16 protein-coding genes are annotated in these 17,660 nt (G+C 61.5%); 10 read left to right on the plus strand and 6 right to left on the minus strand.

The annotated features are described in order from the left end of the window. The first annotated feature begins 6 nt into the window (after positions 1-6). The 4 genes from ACK3EW_RS17330 to ACK3EW_RS17345 are packed head-to-tail and all read left to right on the plus strand — an operon-like array spanning position 7 to position 6,696. Positions 7-1,014, plus strand: coding sequence for an AAA family ATPase (locus ACK3EW_RS17330; RefSeq protein ID WP_493807145.1), 1,008 nt, complete (start codon positions 7-9; stop codon positions 1,012-1,014). Beyond that, entirely contained in the window at positions 1,011-1,886 is an 876-nt protein-coding gene (locus tag ACK3EW_RS17335) for a DUF58 domain-containing protein (RefSeq protein ID WP_085632396.1), read from the plus strand. The genes ACK3EW_RS17330 and ACK3EW_RS17335 overlap by 4 nt, the downstream gene beginning before the upstream one ends. After that, the gene (locus tag ACK3EW_RS17340) at positions 1,883-4,654 is read left to right on the plus strand and encodes a DUF4159 domain-containing protein (RefSeq protein ID WP_493807146.1); all 2,772 of its coding nucleotides are present in this window, start codon (positions 1,883-1,885) and stop codon (positions 4,652-4,654) included. Before ACK3EW_RS17335 ends, ACK3EW_RS17340 begins: the two co-directional genes overlap by 4 nt. After that, positions 4,654-6,696: a hypothetical protein gene (locus ACK3EW_RS17345; protein WP_493807147.1), complete on the plus strand. Its 2,043-nt coding sequence runs from the start codon at positions 4,654-4,656 to the stop codon at positions 6,694-6,696. Before ACK3EW_RS17340 ends, ACK3EW_RS17345 begins: the two co-directional genes overlap by 1 nt. A gap of 152 nt (positions 6,697-6,848) precedes the next feature. Here ACK3EW_RS17345 and ACK3EW_RS17350 read toward each other — a convergent pair whose 3' ends face one another. Together ACK3EW_RS17350 and ACK3EW_RS17355 are read right to left on the minus strand one after the other, a co-directional pair. Then, positions 6,849-7,532: a DsbA family protein gene (locus ACK3EW_RS17350; RefSeq protein WP_493807148.1), complete on the minus strand. Its 684-nt coding sequence runs from the start codon at positions 7,530-7,532 to the stop codon at positions 6,849-6,851. Between the two features lie 32 nt (positions 7,533-7,564). Beyond that, positions 7,565-8,077 carry a DUF721 domain-containing protein gene (locus ACK3EW_RS17355; protein WP_085632388.1) on the minus strand — a complete coding sequence of 171 codons (513 nt, stop codon included), beginning with the start codon at positions 8,075-8,077 and terminating at the stop codon, positions 7,565-7,567. Positions 8,078-8,159: 82 nt separating this feature from the next. Here ACK3EW_RS17355 and mutY point away from each other — a divergent pair, with 82 nt between their 5' ends. Continuing rightward, complete coding sequence (gene mutY, locus ACK3EW_RS17360) at positions 8,160-9,215, plus strand: A/G-specific adenine glycosylase (RefSeq protein WP_493807149.1); 1,056 nt, start codon at positions 8,160-8,162, stop codon at positions 9,213-9,215. Between the two features lie 76 nt (positions 9,216-9,291). Continuing rightward, positions 9,292-10,434, plus strand: coding sequence for an alkane 1-monooxygenase (locus ACK3EW_RS17365; RefSeq protein ID WP_493807150.1), 1,143 nt, complete (start codon positions 9,292-9,294; stop codon positions 10,432-10,434). Positions 10,435-10,498: 64 nt separating this feature from the next. Here the strand turns inward: ACK3EW_RS17365 and ACK3EW_RS17370 are convergent, their stop codons facing one another. Beyond that, positions 10,499-10,987 carry a peroxiredoxin gene (locus ACK3EW_RS17370; RefSeq protein WP_085632437.1) on the minus strand — a complete coding sequence of 163 codons (489 nt, stop codon included), beginning with the start codon at positions 10,985-10,987 and terminating at the stop codon, positions 10,499-10,501. Positions 10,988-11,081: 94 nt separating this feature from the next. Between ACK3EW_RS17370 and ACK3EW_RS17375 the strand changes: the two genes are divergently transcribed. Genes ACK3EW_RS17375 through ACK3EW_RS17385 form a run of 3 tightly spaced genes read left to right on the plus strand, consistent with a single transcriptional unit; the run spans position 11,082 to position 13,048 of the window. Next, complete coding sequence (locus ACK3EW_RS17375) at positions 11,082-12,293, plus strand: NAD(P)/FAD-dependent oxidoreductase (protein ID WP_493807151.1); 1,212 nt, start codon at positions 11,082-11,084, stop codon at positions 12,291-12,293. Then, entirely contained in the window at positions 12,290-12,862 is a 573-nt protein-coding gene (gene rsmD / locus ACK3EW_RS17380; protein WP_493807152.1) for a 16S rRNA (guanine(966)-N(2))-methyltransferase RsmD, read from the plus strand. The genes ACK3EW_RS17375 and rsmD overlap by 4 nt, the downstream gene beginning before the upstream one ends. A gap of 12 nt (positions 12,863-12,874) precedes the next feature. Further along, positions 12,875-13,048: a hypothetical protein gene (locus ACK3EW_RS17385; RefSeq protein WP_439120030.1), complete on the plus strand. Its 174-nt coding sequence runs from the start codon at positions 12,875-12,877 to the stop codon at positions 13,046-13,048. 76 nt (positions 13,049-13,124) lie between these two features. Here ACK3EW_RS17385 and ACK3EW_RS17390 read toward each other — a convergent pair whose 3' ends face one another. Continuing rightward, positions 13,125-14,174: a TRAP transporter substrate-binding protein gene (locus ACK3EW_RS17390; RefSeq protein ID WP_493807153.1), complete on the minus strand. Its 1,050-nt coding sequence runs from the start codon at positions 14,172-14,174 to the stop codon at positions 13,125-13,127. Positions 14,175-14,445: 271 nt separating this feature from the next. Here ACK3EW_RS17390 and ACK3EW_RS17395 point away from each other — a divergent pair, with 271 nt between their 5' ends. Further along, complete coding sequence (locus tag ACK3EW_RS17395) at positions 14,446-15,414, plus strand: MBL fold metallo-hydrolase (RefSeq protein WP_493807154.1); 969 nt, start codon at positions 14,446-14,448, stop codon at positions 15,412-15,414. Here ACK3EW_RS17395 and ACK3EW_RS17400 read toward each other — a convergent pair. Both ACK3EW_RS17400 and ACK3EW_RS17405 read right to left on the minus strand, forming a co-directional pair. After that, positions 15,378-16,595, minus strand: coding sequence for an MFS transporter (locus ACK3EW_RS17400; RefSeq protein ID WP_493807155.1), 1,218 nt, complete (start codon positions 16,593-16,595; stop codon positions 15,378-15,380). The two genes, ACK3EW_RS17395 and ACK3EW_RS17400, sit on opposite strands and share 37 nt — an antisense overlap. Positions 16,596-16,600: 5 nt before the next feature. Then, the gene (locus tag ACK3EW_RS17405; protein ID WP_493807156.1) at positions 16,601-17,515 is read right to left on the minus strand and encodes an L-threonylcarbamoyladenylate synthase; all 915 of its coding nucleotides are present in this window, start codon (positions 17,513-17,515) and stop codon (positions 16,601-16,603) included. Between the last annotated feature and the right edge of the window lie 145 nt (positions 17,516-17,660).

Here is a 17,660-nt window from a genome sequence, read left to right on the forward strand (position 1 = left end):
CACGTCATGGCCACAGGCGAAGATTTGGTCGCAGAGATCGAAGCGCTGGAAGACAAGCTGGCGCAGGCCAAGACCGCAATCACCCGCCGCTTCATCGGTCAGGAACGCGTCGTCGAACTGACGTTGACCTCGCTATTGTGCGGCGGCCACGGTCTTCTGATCGGCCTTCCCGGCCTTGGAAAAACCCGTCTGGTTGAAACCGTGTCGACGGTCATGGGCCTCAATGGCAACCGCGTTCAGTTCACCCCCGACCTGATGCCCGCCGACATCCTTGGTTCCGAAGTTCTGGAAACCGGAAGCGATGGCAGCAGGGCGTTCAAGTTCATTCAGGGTCCGATCTTCTGTCAGCTCCTGATGGCGGACGAAATCAACCGCGCCAGCCCGCGGACACAATCGGCGCTCCTGCAGGCGATGCAGGAAAAGGTGGTCACGGTCGCGGGCGAAACCCGCAAATTGGATGCGCCGTTCCACGTTCTGGCAACCCAGAACCCGATTGAACAGGAAGGCACCTACCCCCTTCCCGAGGCGCAGCTTGACCGTTTCCTTGTGCAAATCGACGTGCAGTATCCCGACCGCAAGACAGAAAAGGAAATTCTGCTCGCCACCACCGGAGCAGAAGAAGCAGACGCCTATGAGGTGTTCACCGCAGCTGAACTGATCGCGGCGCAGAAACTGCTGCGGCGCATGCCCGTCGGAGATGCCGTGGTCGAAATGATTCTCGATCTGGTCCGCGCCTTCCGTCCGCATGATCCGATGTCTGGCGAACGCGTCAAAGACACTGTCGCATGGGGGCCCGGCCCGCGTGCTGCACAAGCGCTGATGCTGACGGTGCGTGCACGCGCCTTGCTTGAGGGGCGCCTTGCCCCGTCGCCGCAAGACGTGATCAATATGGCCCGCCCCGTATTGACCCACCGTATGGCGCTCACGTTCTCGGCCCGTGCCCGTGGTGAGGACCTGGGCAGCCTGATTGACGAAGTCGCCCACCGCATGGTGGCGACCGAGGCCGCTGCGTGACAACCATCACCGCCCTCCGTCAACGCTCGGAAGAAGAAGCGGCCAAGCTGCCCGCGCTTTTGGCACGGGCAGAACACCTGGCGGGAACGGTCCTCTTGGGCGAACACGGTCGACGCCGGTCTGGCTTGGGCGATGATTTCTGGCAATACCGCCCCATGCAGCAAGGTGATGCCCTCCGCGATATCGACTGGCGGCGGTCCGCCCGCAGCGACACGCAATTCGTGCGCGAACGCGAATGGCAGATCGCACAAAGCGTCATTGTTTGGGTCGATCAGGCCGCGTCGATGCGCTTTGCCTCCGACGCCAATCTAAGCACAAAAGCCGACCGCGCCCGTACACTGGCTCTGGCAAGCGCAATTTTGTTGATCAGGGGGGGCGAGCGGGTTGGGCTGACCGGATTTGAACTTCCGCCCCGGCGTGGTCAGGCACAGATCACACGCTTGGCACAGATGCTGTCCGTTGATCATGGCGACGATTACGCCGAACCCGAGGCGCGCGGGATGATCCCGCAATCGCGCGCAATCTTCTTTTCCGATTTCCTCGGCGATCCCGCCCCGGTCGAAGCCGCACTGACCAAAGCAGCCGACCGTGGCGTACGGGGTGCTTTGGTGCAAATCCTTGACCCAAGCGAAGAGAGCTTTCCCTTCGACGGCCGCACAATCTTCCAAAGCATCGGCGGCGGTATTGTGCACGAAACACTAAAGGCAGGCGACCTGCGGACGCAGTATCTGGATCGGCTGGCTGAACGCAAAGACCGGCTGGAACGCCTGTCGCGGGTAACCGGCTGGCAATATCTTTGCCACCACACAAGTGAGAGCGCGCAATCGGCGCTTCTCTGGATTTACCGGGCTATGGATGGGGCTCACGGATGACGCTATTTGGCATCGGCTTTGCGACACCTTGGCTTCTGCTGACGCTTCTCGCGCTGCCGATCCTTTGGCTGATCCTGCGTGCAGTGCCCCCGGCACCGATCCGCCGCATGTTCCCCGGCGTTGTGCTGCTGCTCGGCCTCAAGGACGACGATCAGGTCAGTGACCGCACTCCGTGGTGGTTATTGCTGCTCCGAATGTTGGCGGTCGCAGCCCTGATCATTGGACTTGCCGGTCCGATCCTGAACCCGCAGACCGACGACATCACTGCGAATGACGGCCCGCTTCTTGTTGTCATGGATGGTTCTTGGGCCAGTGCTGCAAGCTGGCGCGCGCGAACACAAGCGCTGGACGGCTTGCTTGTCCAAGCCGCCCGCGATGACCGCCGCGTGGCATTGCTCAAGCTGAGCTCACCTGAACCCACCAGCTTCCAAACCGCAGACGATCTGCGGGCGCGCTTGGTCGGTCTGTCTCCTGAGCCTTGGGAACCGGGTGAAGCCCAAATCACCCGCGCGCTCGAGCTTTTGCCCGAAGGTGATTTCGACACCTATTGGATGTCCGACGGGCTCGAACGCGACAGCCGTACTCCCCTTCTGTCGACCCTCCAAGACCGTGGAACTGTCACTGTGTTTCAGGCCGGACAATCCATCCTCGGCCTCGCGCCAGCGCGGTTCGAAGATGGCAACATCGTCCTGACCGCCCTACGCGCCCAGTCGGGCAGTGACCGCGAAGTGACAATCCTCGCCCAAGGGCGCGACCCCGCGGGCAACCCTGCCGTTCTGGCGCGCGCCACCGCTACCTTTGACGCCGACGCCACCGCGACCGAAACCGCGTTGTCATTGCCTTCGGAACTGCGCGCGCGGATCACCCGGTTCGAAATCGAAGGCAACCGCAGCGCCGGTGCCACAACCCTGCCCGACGACAGCCTGCGCCGCCGCGAAGTCGCTCTGATGGCTGGCCGCGAAGACCGCGAGGGGCTGCAACTTCTCTCGCCCCTGCATTATCTCGAAAAAGCGCTTGAACCCAGCGCTGACCTGCTCAGTGGGGCGCTGATGGATATGATCCCTGCGAACCCGGATGTGATCGCGCTGGCCGATGTGGCCACAATGGGCGCCGCCGAGGAAGAAGCCCTGCTCGACTGGCTCGATGGCGGTGGAATCCTGCTGCGCTTTGCCGGGCAACGCCTTGCCGCAAGCGACATCAGCCGCGAAACCGAAGACCCGCTGATGCCCGTGCGCCTGCGCGCCGGAGGCCGCAGCGTCGGTGGCGCGATGAGCTGGGGTGAACCAAAATCGCTCGCCGAATTCAGCGAAGACAGCCCGTTCTTTGGCCTGTCCATCCCACCCGACGTGACCGTGACAGCGCAGGTCATGGCACAGCCCGACCCGGCTTTGGCCGAACGGGTGATCGCGCAACTCACCGACGGCACGCCACTGGTCACCCGCAAAGCCGTAGGTCAGGGCCAGATCATTCTGTTCCACGTCACGGCCAATGCAGAATGGTCGTCCCTGCCATTGTCCGGCCTCTTCGTGCAGATGCTTGAACGTCTCGCCGTTGCCGCAGGAAGCGCAAGCCAGCCCAGCGCAGAAGACCTCGCCGGAACGATTTGGCAGCCCAACATGGTACTGGACTCGTTCGGATCACTGAACGATGGCAGCACACTGCCCGGCGTGCCCGGCGAAAACATGGTCGACGCCGATCTTGGCCCCGATCTGCGCCCCGGCCTTTACCAAAGTCAGGACCGCACCATGGCCCGCAACGTGCTGTCGTCCGACACCACTTTGACTCCGGTCACGTGGCCCTCCGACATTACAGTAGAAGGGCTGACCCAGTCCGAAGAAACCCCGCTGGCAGGCTGGCTCCTCGCCCTCGCAATCGCGCTACTCTTGGCAGACATCATCGCCTCGCTCTTCCTTTCCGGTCGCCTCTCCGGCCCCCGCACGACCACCGCAGCCGGGATCGCTCTTGCCCTGCTAGTGATGCCCATCACCCCGGCACAGGCGCAATCGACCGAAGATCAGTTCGCTCTCGCGGCCACAGCCGAAGTGACATTCGCCCATGTCATCACCGGCGACACTACTCTGGACCGCACAGCGCAAGCTGGCCTGTTGGGCCTGTCCGAAACACTGTTCTTCCGCACATCCGTCGAACCCGCGGCACCAGTCGCAGTGAACTTGGAAACCGATGAACTGGCATTCTTCCCGTTCCTGTATTGGCCGATCACACCCGACCAACCCACACCTTCGGCCGAAGCCTATGCAAAGCTGAACACGTACCTTCGCTCTGGCGGGATGATCATGTTCGACACCCGCGATGCCGACATCGCCCGTTTCGGCACCGGCAGCCCGAATGGACGCAAGCTGCAACAATTGGCAGCACCGCTGGACATTCCGCCGCTTGAGCCGGTACCGGAGGACCACGTGCTCACCCGCACTTTTTACCTGCTGCAGGATTTCCCCGGCCGTCACAACAGCCGCGATGTCTGGGTCGAAGCCGCACCACCTGATGCCGAACTGGTCGAAGGCATGCCCTTCCGCAACCTCAACGACAATGTCACTCCGGTGATCATCGGCGGCAACGATTGGGCGTCAGCCTGGGCGATGGATGAACGCGGCAACGCACTGTTCCCCATCGGACGCGGCTATTCCGGCGAACGCCAGCGCGAGATCGCGTATCGCTTCGGGGTAAATCTGGTCATGCACGTGCTGACCGGGAACTACAAATCCGATCAGGTTCACGTCCCTGCACTTCTTGACAGATTGGGCAATTGATGACCGGCAGCATTGTCTTCGATCCACTTCTCCCGTGGCTGTTCATCGCTGTTCTGGCAATGCTCGCCGCACTTGGCGTAGGTCTGGCCCTCTGGCGCGGTTTGCAGGGCTGGGCACTGCGCGCGCTGGCCGCTTTGGTTGTGCTCGCAGCTTTGGCACAGCCGTCCTATCAGGTCGAAGACCGCGCCCCGCTGTCCAACATCGTTCTGATCGTTGAAGACAAAAGCGCCAGCCAATCGCTGGGGGATCGCCTGAACGACACCACCAACGCCGCCGTGTCTCTGGCCGCACAACTCAACGCCCGCGACAACACGGAAATCCGCCGGATCGAGGTGCGCGACGGCGAAGGCGACACTGGCACGCTGCTCATGTCCGCCGTCTCTGATGCCTTGGCCGAAGAACCGCGCGGTCGCATCGCGGGCATCTTCCTTCTCAGCGACGGGCGCGTTCATGATCTGGAACGCACTCCAGACCTTCCCGCGCCGCTTCACCTGCTGCTAACAGGCAAGGAAACTGACTGGGACCGCCGACTGATCGTCAAGAACGCTCCGGCCTTCGCCATCCTTGGTGAACCCGTCACTCTGACCCTGCGTGTCGAAGACGACGGCGCGGCCCCGCAAGCCACCTCGACCGTGATCGATATCTCAGTCGACGGCGCAGAGCCGCAGCGCTTTGACATGCCCATTGGCGAAGACATCGAATTGCCGATCACCCTGCCCCACGGCGGGCTGAACGTGATCCAGTTCACCGTTCCCACCGCTGACGACGAACTGACCGACCGCAACAACACCGCGCTTGTCCAGATCAACGGCGTGCGCGATCGTCTGCGTGTGCTTCTGGTCAGCGGTGAACCACACGCAGGCGGTCGCACATGGCGCAACTTGCTCAAGTCCGACAGCTCGGTTGATCTGGTGCATTTCACCATCCTGCGCCCACCTGAAAAGCAGGACGGCGTGCCGGTCACCGAACTGTCTCTGATCGCCTTCCCGACCCGCGAATTGTTCCTTGAGAAGATCGAGGATTTCGACCTGATCATCTTCGACCGCTACAAGCGGCGCGGCATCCTGCCTGCGATCTATCTCGACAACGTGGCGAACTATGTCGAAGGGGGCGGCGCTGTCCTGGTCGCAGCTGGTCCCGATTTCGCCAGCGCCGACAGCATTTACCGCTCTCCTCTGGCAGATATCATTCCCGCCGAACCCACCGCTCGCGTGATCGAACGCGGCTATCGTCCCGCCATCACCGATCTCGGCAATCGCCACCCCGTCACCTCCGGCCTTGCCGGGGCCGACACATGGGGCCGCTGGATGCGCCAGATCGAGGTCGATCCTATCGGCGGCGACGTCGTGATGAGCGGCATTGACGATAAACCGCTGCTCGTCCTTGACCGCGTCGGTGAAGGCCGCGTTGCGCTGATTGCGTCGGATCATGCATGGCTCTGGTCGCGCGGCTTCGAGGGCGGTGGCCCACAGCTCGACCTGTTGCGCCGTCTCGCGCACTGGATGATGAAGGAACCCGAGCTTGAGGAAGAGGCGCTCTGGGCCGAACCCACGGGCCAGACCATGCGCATCATCCGCCGCACGTTGGACGAAACCATCGGCACCGTGACCGTCACGCGCCCCGATGGCACCGGAGAAGAGATCACGCTGGAAGAGGTAACGCCGGGCCGTTTTGAGGCGCTCTACACCGGACCCGAGATTGGGCTCTATCGCTTGGCCGAAGGTGATCAGGATGCAGTTGTGGGCCTTGGCCCTGCCGCCCCGCGCGAGTTCGAACAGACGATCGCCAGCGGTGATTTGCTTGAACCTGCCGTCGATGGCACACGCGGCGGCGTGCGCCCTCTGGAAGACGGCCTGCCCAGCATCCGCGCCGTCGGCGAAGGCCGCTCTGCGGCTGGTCGCGGCTGGCTTGGCATCACCCCGCGTGAGGCGTTCGAGACTCTGGATGTGACTCAAACACCGATGTTACCCGGCTGGTTGGTTCTGCTTCTGGCCTCTGGCCTGATCCTTGGCGCTTGGCTTCGCGAAGGTCGGCGGACATAAAGCTCTGTTAACAAAAGGTTAAAAGGTCCGAACCGGACGCATTGTTTCGCGCGCGAAACATTTGGGCCGGATCGGACCTATTCTCAAACACAACGCAGAAACTAAAAAGGCCGGTCCATCGAACCGGCCTTTCAACGCGTGATGTTTGACGTTTAGCCGCCAACTTTCTCGTCGATGATTTCCTGGAATTCACCATAGCTCATGTTGGAATAAGTCGTCCCGTTGATCACGAAAGACGGTGTCGAGCTGATTCCGTGCTCTTCGGCGTTGGCTTGATACCACTCAATCAGCCCACGCGCCTTGTCACCATTGCTCAAACACGCCTCAAGCTGGTCATTTTCCAGCCCAGCGATCCGACCGATCTTGCGCAGCTCGTCTGCAATCGCCGCTTCCGAACCTGCACGGCTCCATTCGCCCTGCGTGTCATAGATCATTTCGGTAATGCCGAAAAAGCGGTCTTCACCACCACAGCGGGCGACCAGCGACCCCCAAAGGCCGTAACGGTCGAAATACACCTCGCGGTAGGTGAACTTGACCTTGCCGGTGTCGATGTAATCGGCCTTCAAATCCTTGAAGACGCCCTTGTGGAACGTCGCGCAATGCGGACAGGTGTAAGACGCGTATTCGATGATTTCGACCGGCGCATCTTCGGCGCCAAGAACCATTTCCTGAATGGTGACATCAGCCGCAGCGCTTTCCTGTGCATTGGCTGCACCCGGCAGCGCGATGGCTTGCCCGTTGATCGTCGGCGCTTGGCCCGTCGTTCCGGCGACCCACCATCCAGCGCCCGCCACGAGGGCCGTTGCTAGTGCAATCGTCATCAACCGTTGTTTCATTGCGAAACCCTTTGCTCTGTTTGCCGTAGGACCTAGGTCCGATTTTGAGTTTTTGAATAGACGTTCGTGGCCAGACGTTCCAGCGCCGCGCGCAAACCGTCGTCCTGAACGCCCCCAGCCATCTTCTGGGCTTCCGGTAGAATCGCAGCAGGCGTGTCATCCTGCGCCGATTTGGGGCGGTGATCAAAGCTCACCTGACCTTCGGAAAACCCGGTCGCCGCCGTCTGCGTGATTCGCACCTTGGAAATCGCGTTATATCCGTAAACCGCGTTGACCTTTTCGCGCAGCTTTTCTTTCTGCATCTCAAGGATGGGCGCGTTGGCTCCGGTGGTCAAAAGCGTAAGCGTCGCCCCAAAGCCGCTCCGCCCATAGCGCACTTCGACAGGTCGGCTGATCGCCGCGATGTCGTCACCCGCGATCTCGGCCCAGTGGGTCAACAACCGCGATTGCGCAAAGCCACGCGTTTCCGAGGTCTTGCGGATCTGTGTCTGCAAGAGGCTCGAAGTGCGTTTGAAGCCATGTGTCTGACTGTTGCGCGGCGCCATGTTTGACTCCCTTGTCCGAACGCTATTCTAGTGGTGCTGCGCCGTTGCAACCACCCCACAAATGAGAGCCGAAATCAAAGGTATGTCAGACCTGCGTGATCCGCCCGATCCCTCCCTGCTGCTTGAATGGTACGACAGGCACGCCCGCCAGATGCCGTGGCGCGTCGGACCCAAGGCACGCGCCCAAGGCATGTGGCCTGATCCCTACCGCGTGTGGATGTCCGAAATCATGCTGCAACAGACCACTGTTGCCGCCGTCAAAAGCTATTTCGAGGCGTTCACCACTCGCTGGCCCACGGTCAGCGATCTGGCACGGGCAGAAGATGCCGATGTGATGGCCGCATGGGCCGGGCTTGGGTACTACGCGCGCGCACGCAACCTGCTCAAATGCGCGCGCGTCGTGCATCACGATCATGCAGGCGTGTTTCCCAACACCTATGACGGCTTGATCGCGCTTCCGGGGATCGGCCCCTACACCGCTGCCGCCATCGCCTCAATCGCGTTTGACCTGCCGGAAACTGTGCTGGATGGAAATGTCGAACGGGTGATGGCGCGGCTTTATGATGATCACACGCCGCTTCCCGCTGCGAAACCTGTCCTGATGCAATACGCCTCGGCGCTGACACCGCAGACACGTCCCGGGTGCTATGCCCAAGCGGTGATGGATCTGGGGGCCACCATCTGCACCCCGCGCAACCCCGCATGCGGTCTTTGCCCGTGGCGCAAATCCTGCGCGGCATGGGACGCGGGCACCGCCAAGGAGTTGCCCAAGAAATCACCGAAAAAGCGCAAACCCACCCGGTTCGGCATTGCCTACCTTGCCCGCCGGATCGATGGCGCATGGCTTTTGGAACAACGCCCGGACAGCGGCCTGCTGGGCGGCATGCTGGGCTGGCCCGGCAGCGATTGGGGCGATGCTCCAACCGAAGACCCGCCAATCCGTGCCGAATGGCGCACCCTTCCTGAAGAGGCGCGGCACACCTTCACGCATTTCCATCTGCGGCTCACGGTGAAAACTGCGCTAGTGCCAATGGACCGGGCCCCTGCACGCGGCATGTTCATCGAACCAGACACATTTGACCCGAACGACCTGCCGACGGTGATGCGCAAGGCGCATGCGTTGACACTGGGCAAATAACGCAACGTCACGTCAATATTGGTCGACGGCGGTTCTGCCGTTAGTGTGAATGATGTCTGGAAACATATTGGCCCCCATGTCTGACAGCACTCTGCATACGTCCTCAGACCGCCTTCCCTTGAAGGCGGCCCTGCCGTTCTGGCTTTCGCTGTTCATGATCCCACTTGTGCTATCCGCAGCGCTTGTCGGAGGCATTTGGGTGGTGGTGCCCATCATCGCTGCATGGGGCGTCTTCGCCACGCTTGATGCCGCCTTGGGCCTTGATGCCAACAATCTTGATCCACAGACCAAAGACAGCGCACTCTACTGGCACCGAATGATCACGCTGATCTGGCCACCGCTTCAGTTCCTGATGATCTTTGGCCTGATCTGGTACATCCCCCGTACCGAGCATCTGAACCCGCTGGAAATCTATATGGTGACCGTAGGTGTGGGCGTTCTGTCGGGCAGCGTCGGCATCGTCTACGCGCATGAACTCATGCACCAGCGCAACAGGCTGGAACGCTGGCTGGGCGACATCCTGATGTGCATGGCGCTTTATGGGCATTTTCGGTCCGAACACCTGCTGGTGCATCACCGCCATGTCGGAACCCCTCGCGATCCGGTCACAGCACGCTACAACGAAAGCCTCTGGCGGTTTTATCCGCGTGTACTCAAGGGATGTTTGCTGTCCTCGTTTCGCGCCGAACGCGACATGCTGGCCCGCAAGACCCTGCCGTGGTGGCATGCCAGCAATCCGTTCTGGCGCTACTGGGGGCTTCAGGCCGCGTTCCTCTTGCTGGCCTTTGGGCTCGGCGGCTGGCTCGGGGTGCTGATCTTCGTGCTACAAGCCGTGTCGGCGATCTTCCAATTGGAGGTCGTGAACTATGTCGAGCATTACGGACTGACGCGAAAATATCTTGGCGACGGCAAGTACGAGCATGTCAAGCCGCGTCACAGCTGGAACGCATCACACAAGGCGTCGAACTGGTTTCTGATCAACCTGCAACGACACTCCGATCATCACTACAAACCGGATCGGCGCTTTCCTCTATTGCAGACCTATGAAGAGGACGAGGCGCCGCAATTGCCCTATGGCTATCCGGTGATGACCTTCTTCGCACTGTTCCCGCGCAAATGGCGGGCGATGATGAACCCCCGCGTCACTGCATGGCGCAAGAGGTACTATCCCGAGATCGACGACTGGTCTGCATACAACAAGGCCCGGCACGGACTGTAATCCGGCACCGGGCCAAAACTCTTCGAAGAGTTTTCGGCAATCCTTCGAAGGATTGCCGCGCAGTTCAAAGCTCGGCGAGCAACGCCTCGCCACCGGACACTTCGCAGACGCCGGGGCTTTCCTCGACATGCAGCTTGGTGACTTTGCCGTCTTCGACCAGCATCGCATACCGCTTGGAGCGGGCGATCAAGCCAGCGGGTGGGGCGTCAAAATCCATGCCAATGGCCTTGGTGAAGGCGCTTTCCGCATCGCCCAGCATGGTGATTCCGGCCTCAGTGGCGCCGGTGGCCTCGCCCCAGGCCTTCATCACGAACGGGTCGTTGACCGACACGCAGATGATCTCGTCCACGCCTTTTGCGGCGAACTGATCCTTGGTGCGGATGAAGCTGGGCACATGCGCTGAATGGCAGGTCGGTGTGAACGCGCCGGGTACGGCGAAGATCACAACTTTCTTGCCTTTGGCATGGTTGGCCAACGCCACGGCCTCAGGGCCGTCAGCCCCCATTTTCACAAGTGTTGCGTCCGGAAGTGTATCACCCTGTGCGATTGTCATCGTCGGTCCCTCGTTGATGAATTGCATTCTCGATGCTCTGCCATATAGGGTCGCGCGCAACCAGACCAATGGCAGGGCGGAAAAAGGTTTAGCGATGAAGCATGTAATTGTAGTCGGCGCCGGGCAAGCCGGGGCATCCTGTGTTGCCCGATTGCGTGCCAAAGGGTTCGACGGCCAAATAACTTTGATCGGCGAAGAGCCGTTTCCGCCGTATCAGCGCCCGCCCCTGTCCAAGGCCTACTTGCTGGGCGAGATGGAGCGAGACCGGCTGTATTTGCGGCCCGAGAGTTTCTATGTGGAACAGGAGATCACGTTGAAGCTTGGCACCCCGGTGACAGCGATTGATCCTGCAGCGCAGACACTGACTGTGGGCGATGACGTGCTGCATTATGACGATCTGGTCCTGACCACCGGCTCAACCCCGCGCCGCTTGCCTGCCGCTATTGGCGGGGATCTCGACGGGGTAATGGTCGTACGCGGGTTGCAAGACGTGGACGCAATGGCGCCACGCTTTGCCAAGGGCGCGCGGGTGCTGATTGTGGGGGGTGGTTATATCGGGCTTGAGGCGGCGGCCGTGGCGACCAAGCTAGGACTGAGCGTGACACTGGTCGAGATGGCCGACCGCATCTTGCAACGAGTCGCAGCCCCTGAAACCTCGGATTATTTCCGGCAGGTACACAGCAAACATGGTGTGGATATTCGCGAAGGCGTCGGGCTTGATCATCTGACCGGCGCGGAGGGTCGGGTGACCGGCGCTGTGCTAAGCGATGGCAGCACTGTCGAGGTGGATTTCGTGCTGGTGGGTGTGGGGATTGCTCCGAACACGCAACTGGCCGAGATGGCCAGTGTCGAGATCGACAACGGCATCGCGACGGACGCGCAAGGACGCACGTCGGACCCGCACATCTGGGCGGCGGGGGATTGCGCCTCGTTCCCGTTGAACGGTCAGCAGATGCGGCTTGAAAGTGTGGGCAACGCCATCGACCAAGCGGAATGTGTGGCAGACAATATTCTGGGGGAGGGTCGGGCCTATGAGGCTAAGCCGTGGTTCTGGTCTGACCAGTATGACGTCAAGCTTCAGATCGCAGGGCTGAGCACCGGGTATGACCGGATCGTCACGCGACATGGTGAAGACGGAGTAGTGTCGTTCTGGTACTACGCGGGCGACCAGTTGTTGGCCATCGACGCGATGAATGATCCGCGCGCCTATATGGTGGGCAAGCGGCTGATCGAGAGCGGCAAGTCTCCTGCCCCCGAAGCGGTGAGCGATCCCGCCACCGACCTCAAGGCGCTGCTCAAGGCGTGAGGATCATCGCGGGCACATGGCGCGGGCGTGCGCTGGCCAATGTGGGCAAGGGCGATCCCGGTGCGCATCTGAGGCCCACGACGGACCGGGTACGCGAAAGCCTGTTCAACATGCTGGCAGGCGGGCGGTTCGGAGATCCGTTCGAGGGGGCCCATGTGCTCGACCTCTTTGCAGGGACCGGAGCGCTGGGTCTGGAGGCGCTGTCGCGCGGGGCGGTGTCGGCGGTGTTTGTCGATGACGGGCGCAAGGCGCAGTCTCTGATCAAGGAGAACCTCCAGCTGTTGCGCTGCGAAACGGGGCGGGTGATCACGCGGGATACCACGCGGCTGCCGGCTTGTGACACGGAGCGGGCCACGCTGGTGTTTCTTGATCCGCCTTACGGCAAGGGGCTTGGGGACAAGGCGCTAGCGGCTGCGGTGAAAGGCGGTTGGCTGGCCGAGGGGGCGCTGGTCGTCTGGGAAGAGAACGCGCCGCAGATCGCGCCCGAGGGGTTCACCCGGCTGGATGCACGGCGCTATGGCGACACGCATGTGACCGTGTTGCGATTTGAGGGAATGGCTGACCTGTGATACGGTCGGCACATGGATTTCTACAGCCCGACCCTTGAAGAGTTGCGTGTGCTGGAGATGCGCGCGCAGACCGAAACATCCTCACCCCGGCGAAGTGGGCCGGTGTTGATGGCCGATTGCACCACGCCTTTGGCCGGAGAAACGCTTTTGTCGCTTCTTTGGAAGCGTTGGGACCGGGAGAACTGATCCCGCGCGGGTGGTTTTGCGTCGACGCAAAACGACGCGGCATCGATGCCGCGCCGCTCTTGGCACTGTAGGCGCTTTACCCGTCCGTCCCGGTCGCCGCGCCGCGAGTCGCCTCGACGGCTGCGCGGGCATCTTCGACCAGTTGCGCGCCATCCAGGCCACGTTCGGCCATCTCGGCGATCCAGTCTTGTGTGACCTCATCGCCCAGCGCTACGATCTGTGCGGTGACCTCTTCACTGAGCGTCGCGATCTCGTTGCCGGCGTCTTCCATCACGACAAATCCGTCACGATCACCTGTGTCATGGGCCCGGCCCGCCATCGCAGACGTCTCCAGACCTGAGTTGGCGTCGATCACAGCCTTCAGATCATCGGGCAGCGCGTTGTAGCTGTCGGTGTTCATCGCCCAGATGAAGTAGAGGTTGTAGAGCGACTTGTCCCCTGCCACATCGGTGTGGCTATCCGTCAGCTCATCAAGCTTGAGAGAGGGCGACATCTCCCATGTGATCACACCACCATCAACCACGCCTTTGGACAGCGCCTCGGGGAATTGCGGCACGGGCAAGCCGATGGGTTCAGCCCCCAGCTTGTCGAGCAGCAGAGTCGCCGGGCGCGATGGCCCGCGCAGTTTGAGACCTGCGAAATCGCTCAGGTCTTCGATGGCCGCACCTTTCTTGTGCACGATGCCGGGGCCGTGCATGTGCGCCGCGATCAGGTGGACATCGGCGAAATCGTCCATCAGGTGTTTTTGCGTGAATTCCCACGCCGCGCGCGAGGCTTCTTCAGCGCTTTTGGTGACCATGAAGGGCAGTTCCAGCGCCTCGGCTTCGGGGAAACGGCCCGGCGTATAACCGGGGATCACCCAGCCGCCGTCGATCACACCATCGCGGATTAGGTCATATTGCGCGGTGGCTTTGCCGCCAAGCTGCATGAACGGGTAGATCTCGATCTTGATCCGACCGTTCGATTCCGCTTCGACCTTTTGCACCCAAGGATCGAGGAAGTATTTCGGGTTTGCCGAATTGGGCGAGACAAAGTGCTGGAATCGGAGGGTAACCTCCTGCGCGATACCAGCGGTTGCGGTGATGCCAAGCATGGCGGCGAGAGCGGCTGTCTTGAGAAAGGTCATGTCCGCGCCTCCTGTATGAAGCTATGTCCAAACGCTGCTGCACTGCAGCGCAGGGGGTATCTATGCTGCCCCTGCGGAAGTTGCAAATCACTCGCAACGTGGTGCACCATTGGATTGAGCATCAAGTCTTTGGCGTGATTGGCCAAGTTCCCGATATGGGGGAATTAGAATTAATTCTCCCCCCATAGCGGTATGGCTAAAAATCAGAATTGCAGCGTGGCGGACAGTAATGTTATTCACAAATTTGAATTTATCTCTGGGAGGAGACACCATGTTATTGCGCCCCACACGTCGGTCATTCCTGAAAACCGCCGCCGCGATGCCCGCTTTTGCGCTTCCGGGCGCGCAGGCGCTGGCCGAATTGGGAGGCCCCGAGGGCGGCAACCCAGCCTATTTCCGCTTCACCATGGGTGAGGCCAAAATCACGATTGTCTCTGACGGCTACCTAAGCCTGCCGACCAATGGGTTGGGCGTGAATGCAGACCCAGCCGAGGTGCAGGCGTTTCTGGCGGCGCATTACCTGTCGACCGAGACCAACACCTCGCACACCAACCACCTGATCGTCGAGATCGGCGGCAACACCGTTCTGGTCGATGTGGGGTCGGGTAACCGGTTCATGGACACCGCCGGGCGGCTTTGGGGCAATCTGGATGCGGCGGGGATTGATGCCTCTGGCATCACGCACGTGGTCATCACTCATGCGCATCCGGATCACATCTGGGGCGTCCGCGACGATTTCGACGAAGCGATCATTCCGGACGCCGCCTATTACCTTGGCGAAACCGAGCATGATTACTGGATGCAGGACGGGTTGGCGTCGCAGGTGCCTGCCGAGATGCAGCAATTCGTTGTAGGTGCGCAGAATTCGATCAATGTCGATGGTGCCGAGTGGGAGCTGATGTCGGACGGGTTCGAAGTCGTGCCCGGCGTGCGGGTGATCGACACGCCCGGTCACACGCCCGGCCATATGGCTGTGGTCGTGGAAAGCGGCGGGCAGCAATTGATCGCTTTGGGCGATGCGATGAGCCACGCCTACACCAACTTTGCGCATCCCGAATGGTACAACAATTTCGATGCGGACGGCGATCAGACCGTGGCCACGCGCAAGCGGCTCTTGGATATGGCTGCGACGGATCGGATGGCGGTTCTGGGGTATCACTTCCCGTTCCCCGGTGTCGGACATGTGATGCGCGACGGCGATGCCTACAGCTTTGTTCCGGCGCTTTGGAAGTTCGACTGACGGGCCGCGCGGAGATTGGCGGCGCGGTGGGACCACAGAAGGTGACCCAGCGCGCCAAGCGCCGCGACCCCTGCTGCGGCGCCCAGCCATGTGAGGTCACCGACGGTTTGTACGAGGCCGCCCAAAGCGGAGCCTGACGCAGTGCCAACATAGATCGCGGCAGCGTTGAGCGCGAGCACGACGCCCACGAGGTTCGGGGCAAGCTGCATGAGGCGGACCTGTTGCGGTGCCATGAAGGACCAGCCAAAGGCGGACCAGACGAAGGCCAGCACCAGCACCATCCACGGGGCCAGCGGCAGGCCAGAGAAGACCGGCATTAAGATGATCTGACCCAGACAGAGCAGCACCAGCGATGCAACGGACCCTAGGCGGTCGGTGAGAAACCCGCCCAGCAGATTGCCCACCACTGCACCTGCGCCGAACACCAGAAGGACAAGCGTGATCCCGTCACGGCCAAAGCCCATCGTCTGTTCGAGAAGCGGCGCGAGATAGGTGAAGAGGATGTAGATTGCACCAAGGAAGGTTGCGGTGAACAGCACCGCGCCCATGATCAGCCCATCTTTCAGCGCGCGGCCCAGATCAGAGAGCGACACCGGCGTAAAGCGCAGGCCAGCAGGCACTCGGACCCAGATCAGGATTGCCGACAGGATCGCGAGCGCGAGGACCATCCAGAAGGCCATGCGCCAGCCAAAGGTATAGGCGATCCAGCCTCCTGCAGGGACGCCAATCACCTGAGACAACGTCAGACCGAAATAGAAGGCCGAGATGGCCTTGCCCTGCGCGGCAGGTGCCGCCAACGCCATGACCACCGCAGCGCCCACAGGGGTGACCACGCCTGCGCCAGCGGCGGCCAAAGCGCGGGCGATGTAGAGGACCGTCACGTTCGGCGCGAGGGCGGAAAGCAATGCGCCCAATGCAAAGATCGCCATTCCAGCGGCGATCACACGGCGTCGGCCAATCCGACCGGTGACGGATACCAGGATCGGAGACAGGACTGCATAGGCCAGCGCATAGGCGGTCATTGCCCCTCCGGCTGCAGCTGTGCTGACATCAAGGTCGGAGGCCAAAAGCGGCACCATGCCGATCACCACGAAAGCGCCCATGCCGATCACGAAATTGCAGGCCGACAAAAGGGCAAGGATGCCGACGGGCAGTCGGGTAGTGTCGGGCTGCGATGTCATTCGGATTATCCTTCGCGCGGTGCTGCGGCGCGGCTGAGGCGGTCGTTGATCGCGATACCTAGCCCTTCGTGTGGAATAGGCGAGACTGCGATTGTACCGCCGCCCATCGCATCGAGGCGGTGCAGATAGTCAAACAGGTGCGCCGCTGCCTCGACCAAATCCTCGGCTTCTGACAGGTTGAGGTCGCAGTCCACATCGCCGAACCCAAGGCGAATTTCGCCCGGCTCCCATTCGGTCGCGTTGAGGCGCACCAGCGCTGTAGGCGCGTAGTGGGACATCAGCTGACCCGGGGCCGAGATCGCATCGGCCTTGTGGCGCACGGCAAGGTGGCGACCGAGTGTCTGTGCCAGTTCCTGTTCGGTGATGCCTCCGGGGCGCAGCAGGACGGGTTTGTCGGTGAGACCGACAATGGTCGATTCGACACCGACCTTGCACGGCCCACCATCGAGAATTGCAGCGACTCGCGCGCCAAGGCTGTCGGTCACATGGCGCGCCAGCGTGGGGCTGATCTGACCAGACCTGTTGGCCGAAGGGGCCGCAACGCCGCCACCAAAAGCTCGCAGCACGGCGCGCGCAGAAGCGTGGGCGGGAAGGCGCACCGCAATTGTGTCTAGACCCGCGGACACCAATGGCGAGATCGGACTGTCCGACTGTTTGCGCAGCACCAGTGTCAACGGGCCGGGCCAATAGGTCTGCGCCAGAAGCTCTGCCTCTGGGGTCCAGTGGACGTGCTGTTTGAGCATGTCGAGATCGGCAAAGTGCACGATCAGCGGATTGAAGCTGGGTCGGCCCTTGGCCTCGAAAATCTGTGCTACAGCGTGATCGTCGCAAGCATCCGCGCCCAATCCGTATACCGTCTCGGTCGGGAAGGCGACCAACCCACCCGATCGAAGAACAGCAGCGGCTGCGGCGTGGCCCATTTGGGTATCAGGCAACATATCAGGCGAGGTGGTGTTCATGAGTTATGACGCCGCGTTCTTGTTGATGGGGTGGGCCGCATTCGTCAGGGTCGCATCAAAAGCTGTCGGTTGCTTAGCGATCCAGCTCGCAATTGCCAAGCCACAG

The sequence above is a fragment of the Marivita sp. NO-S04 genome, assembly GCF_059070475.1.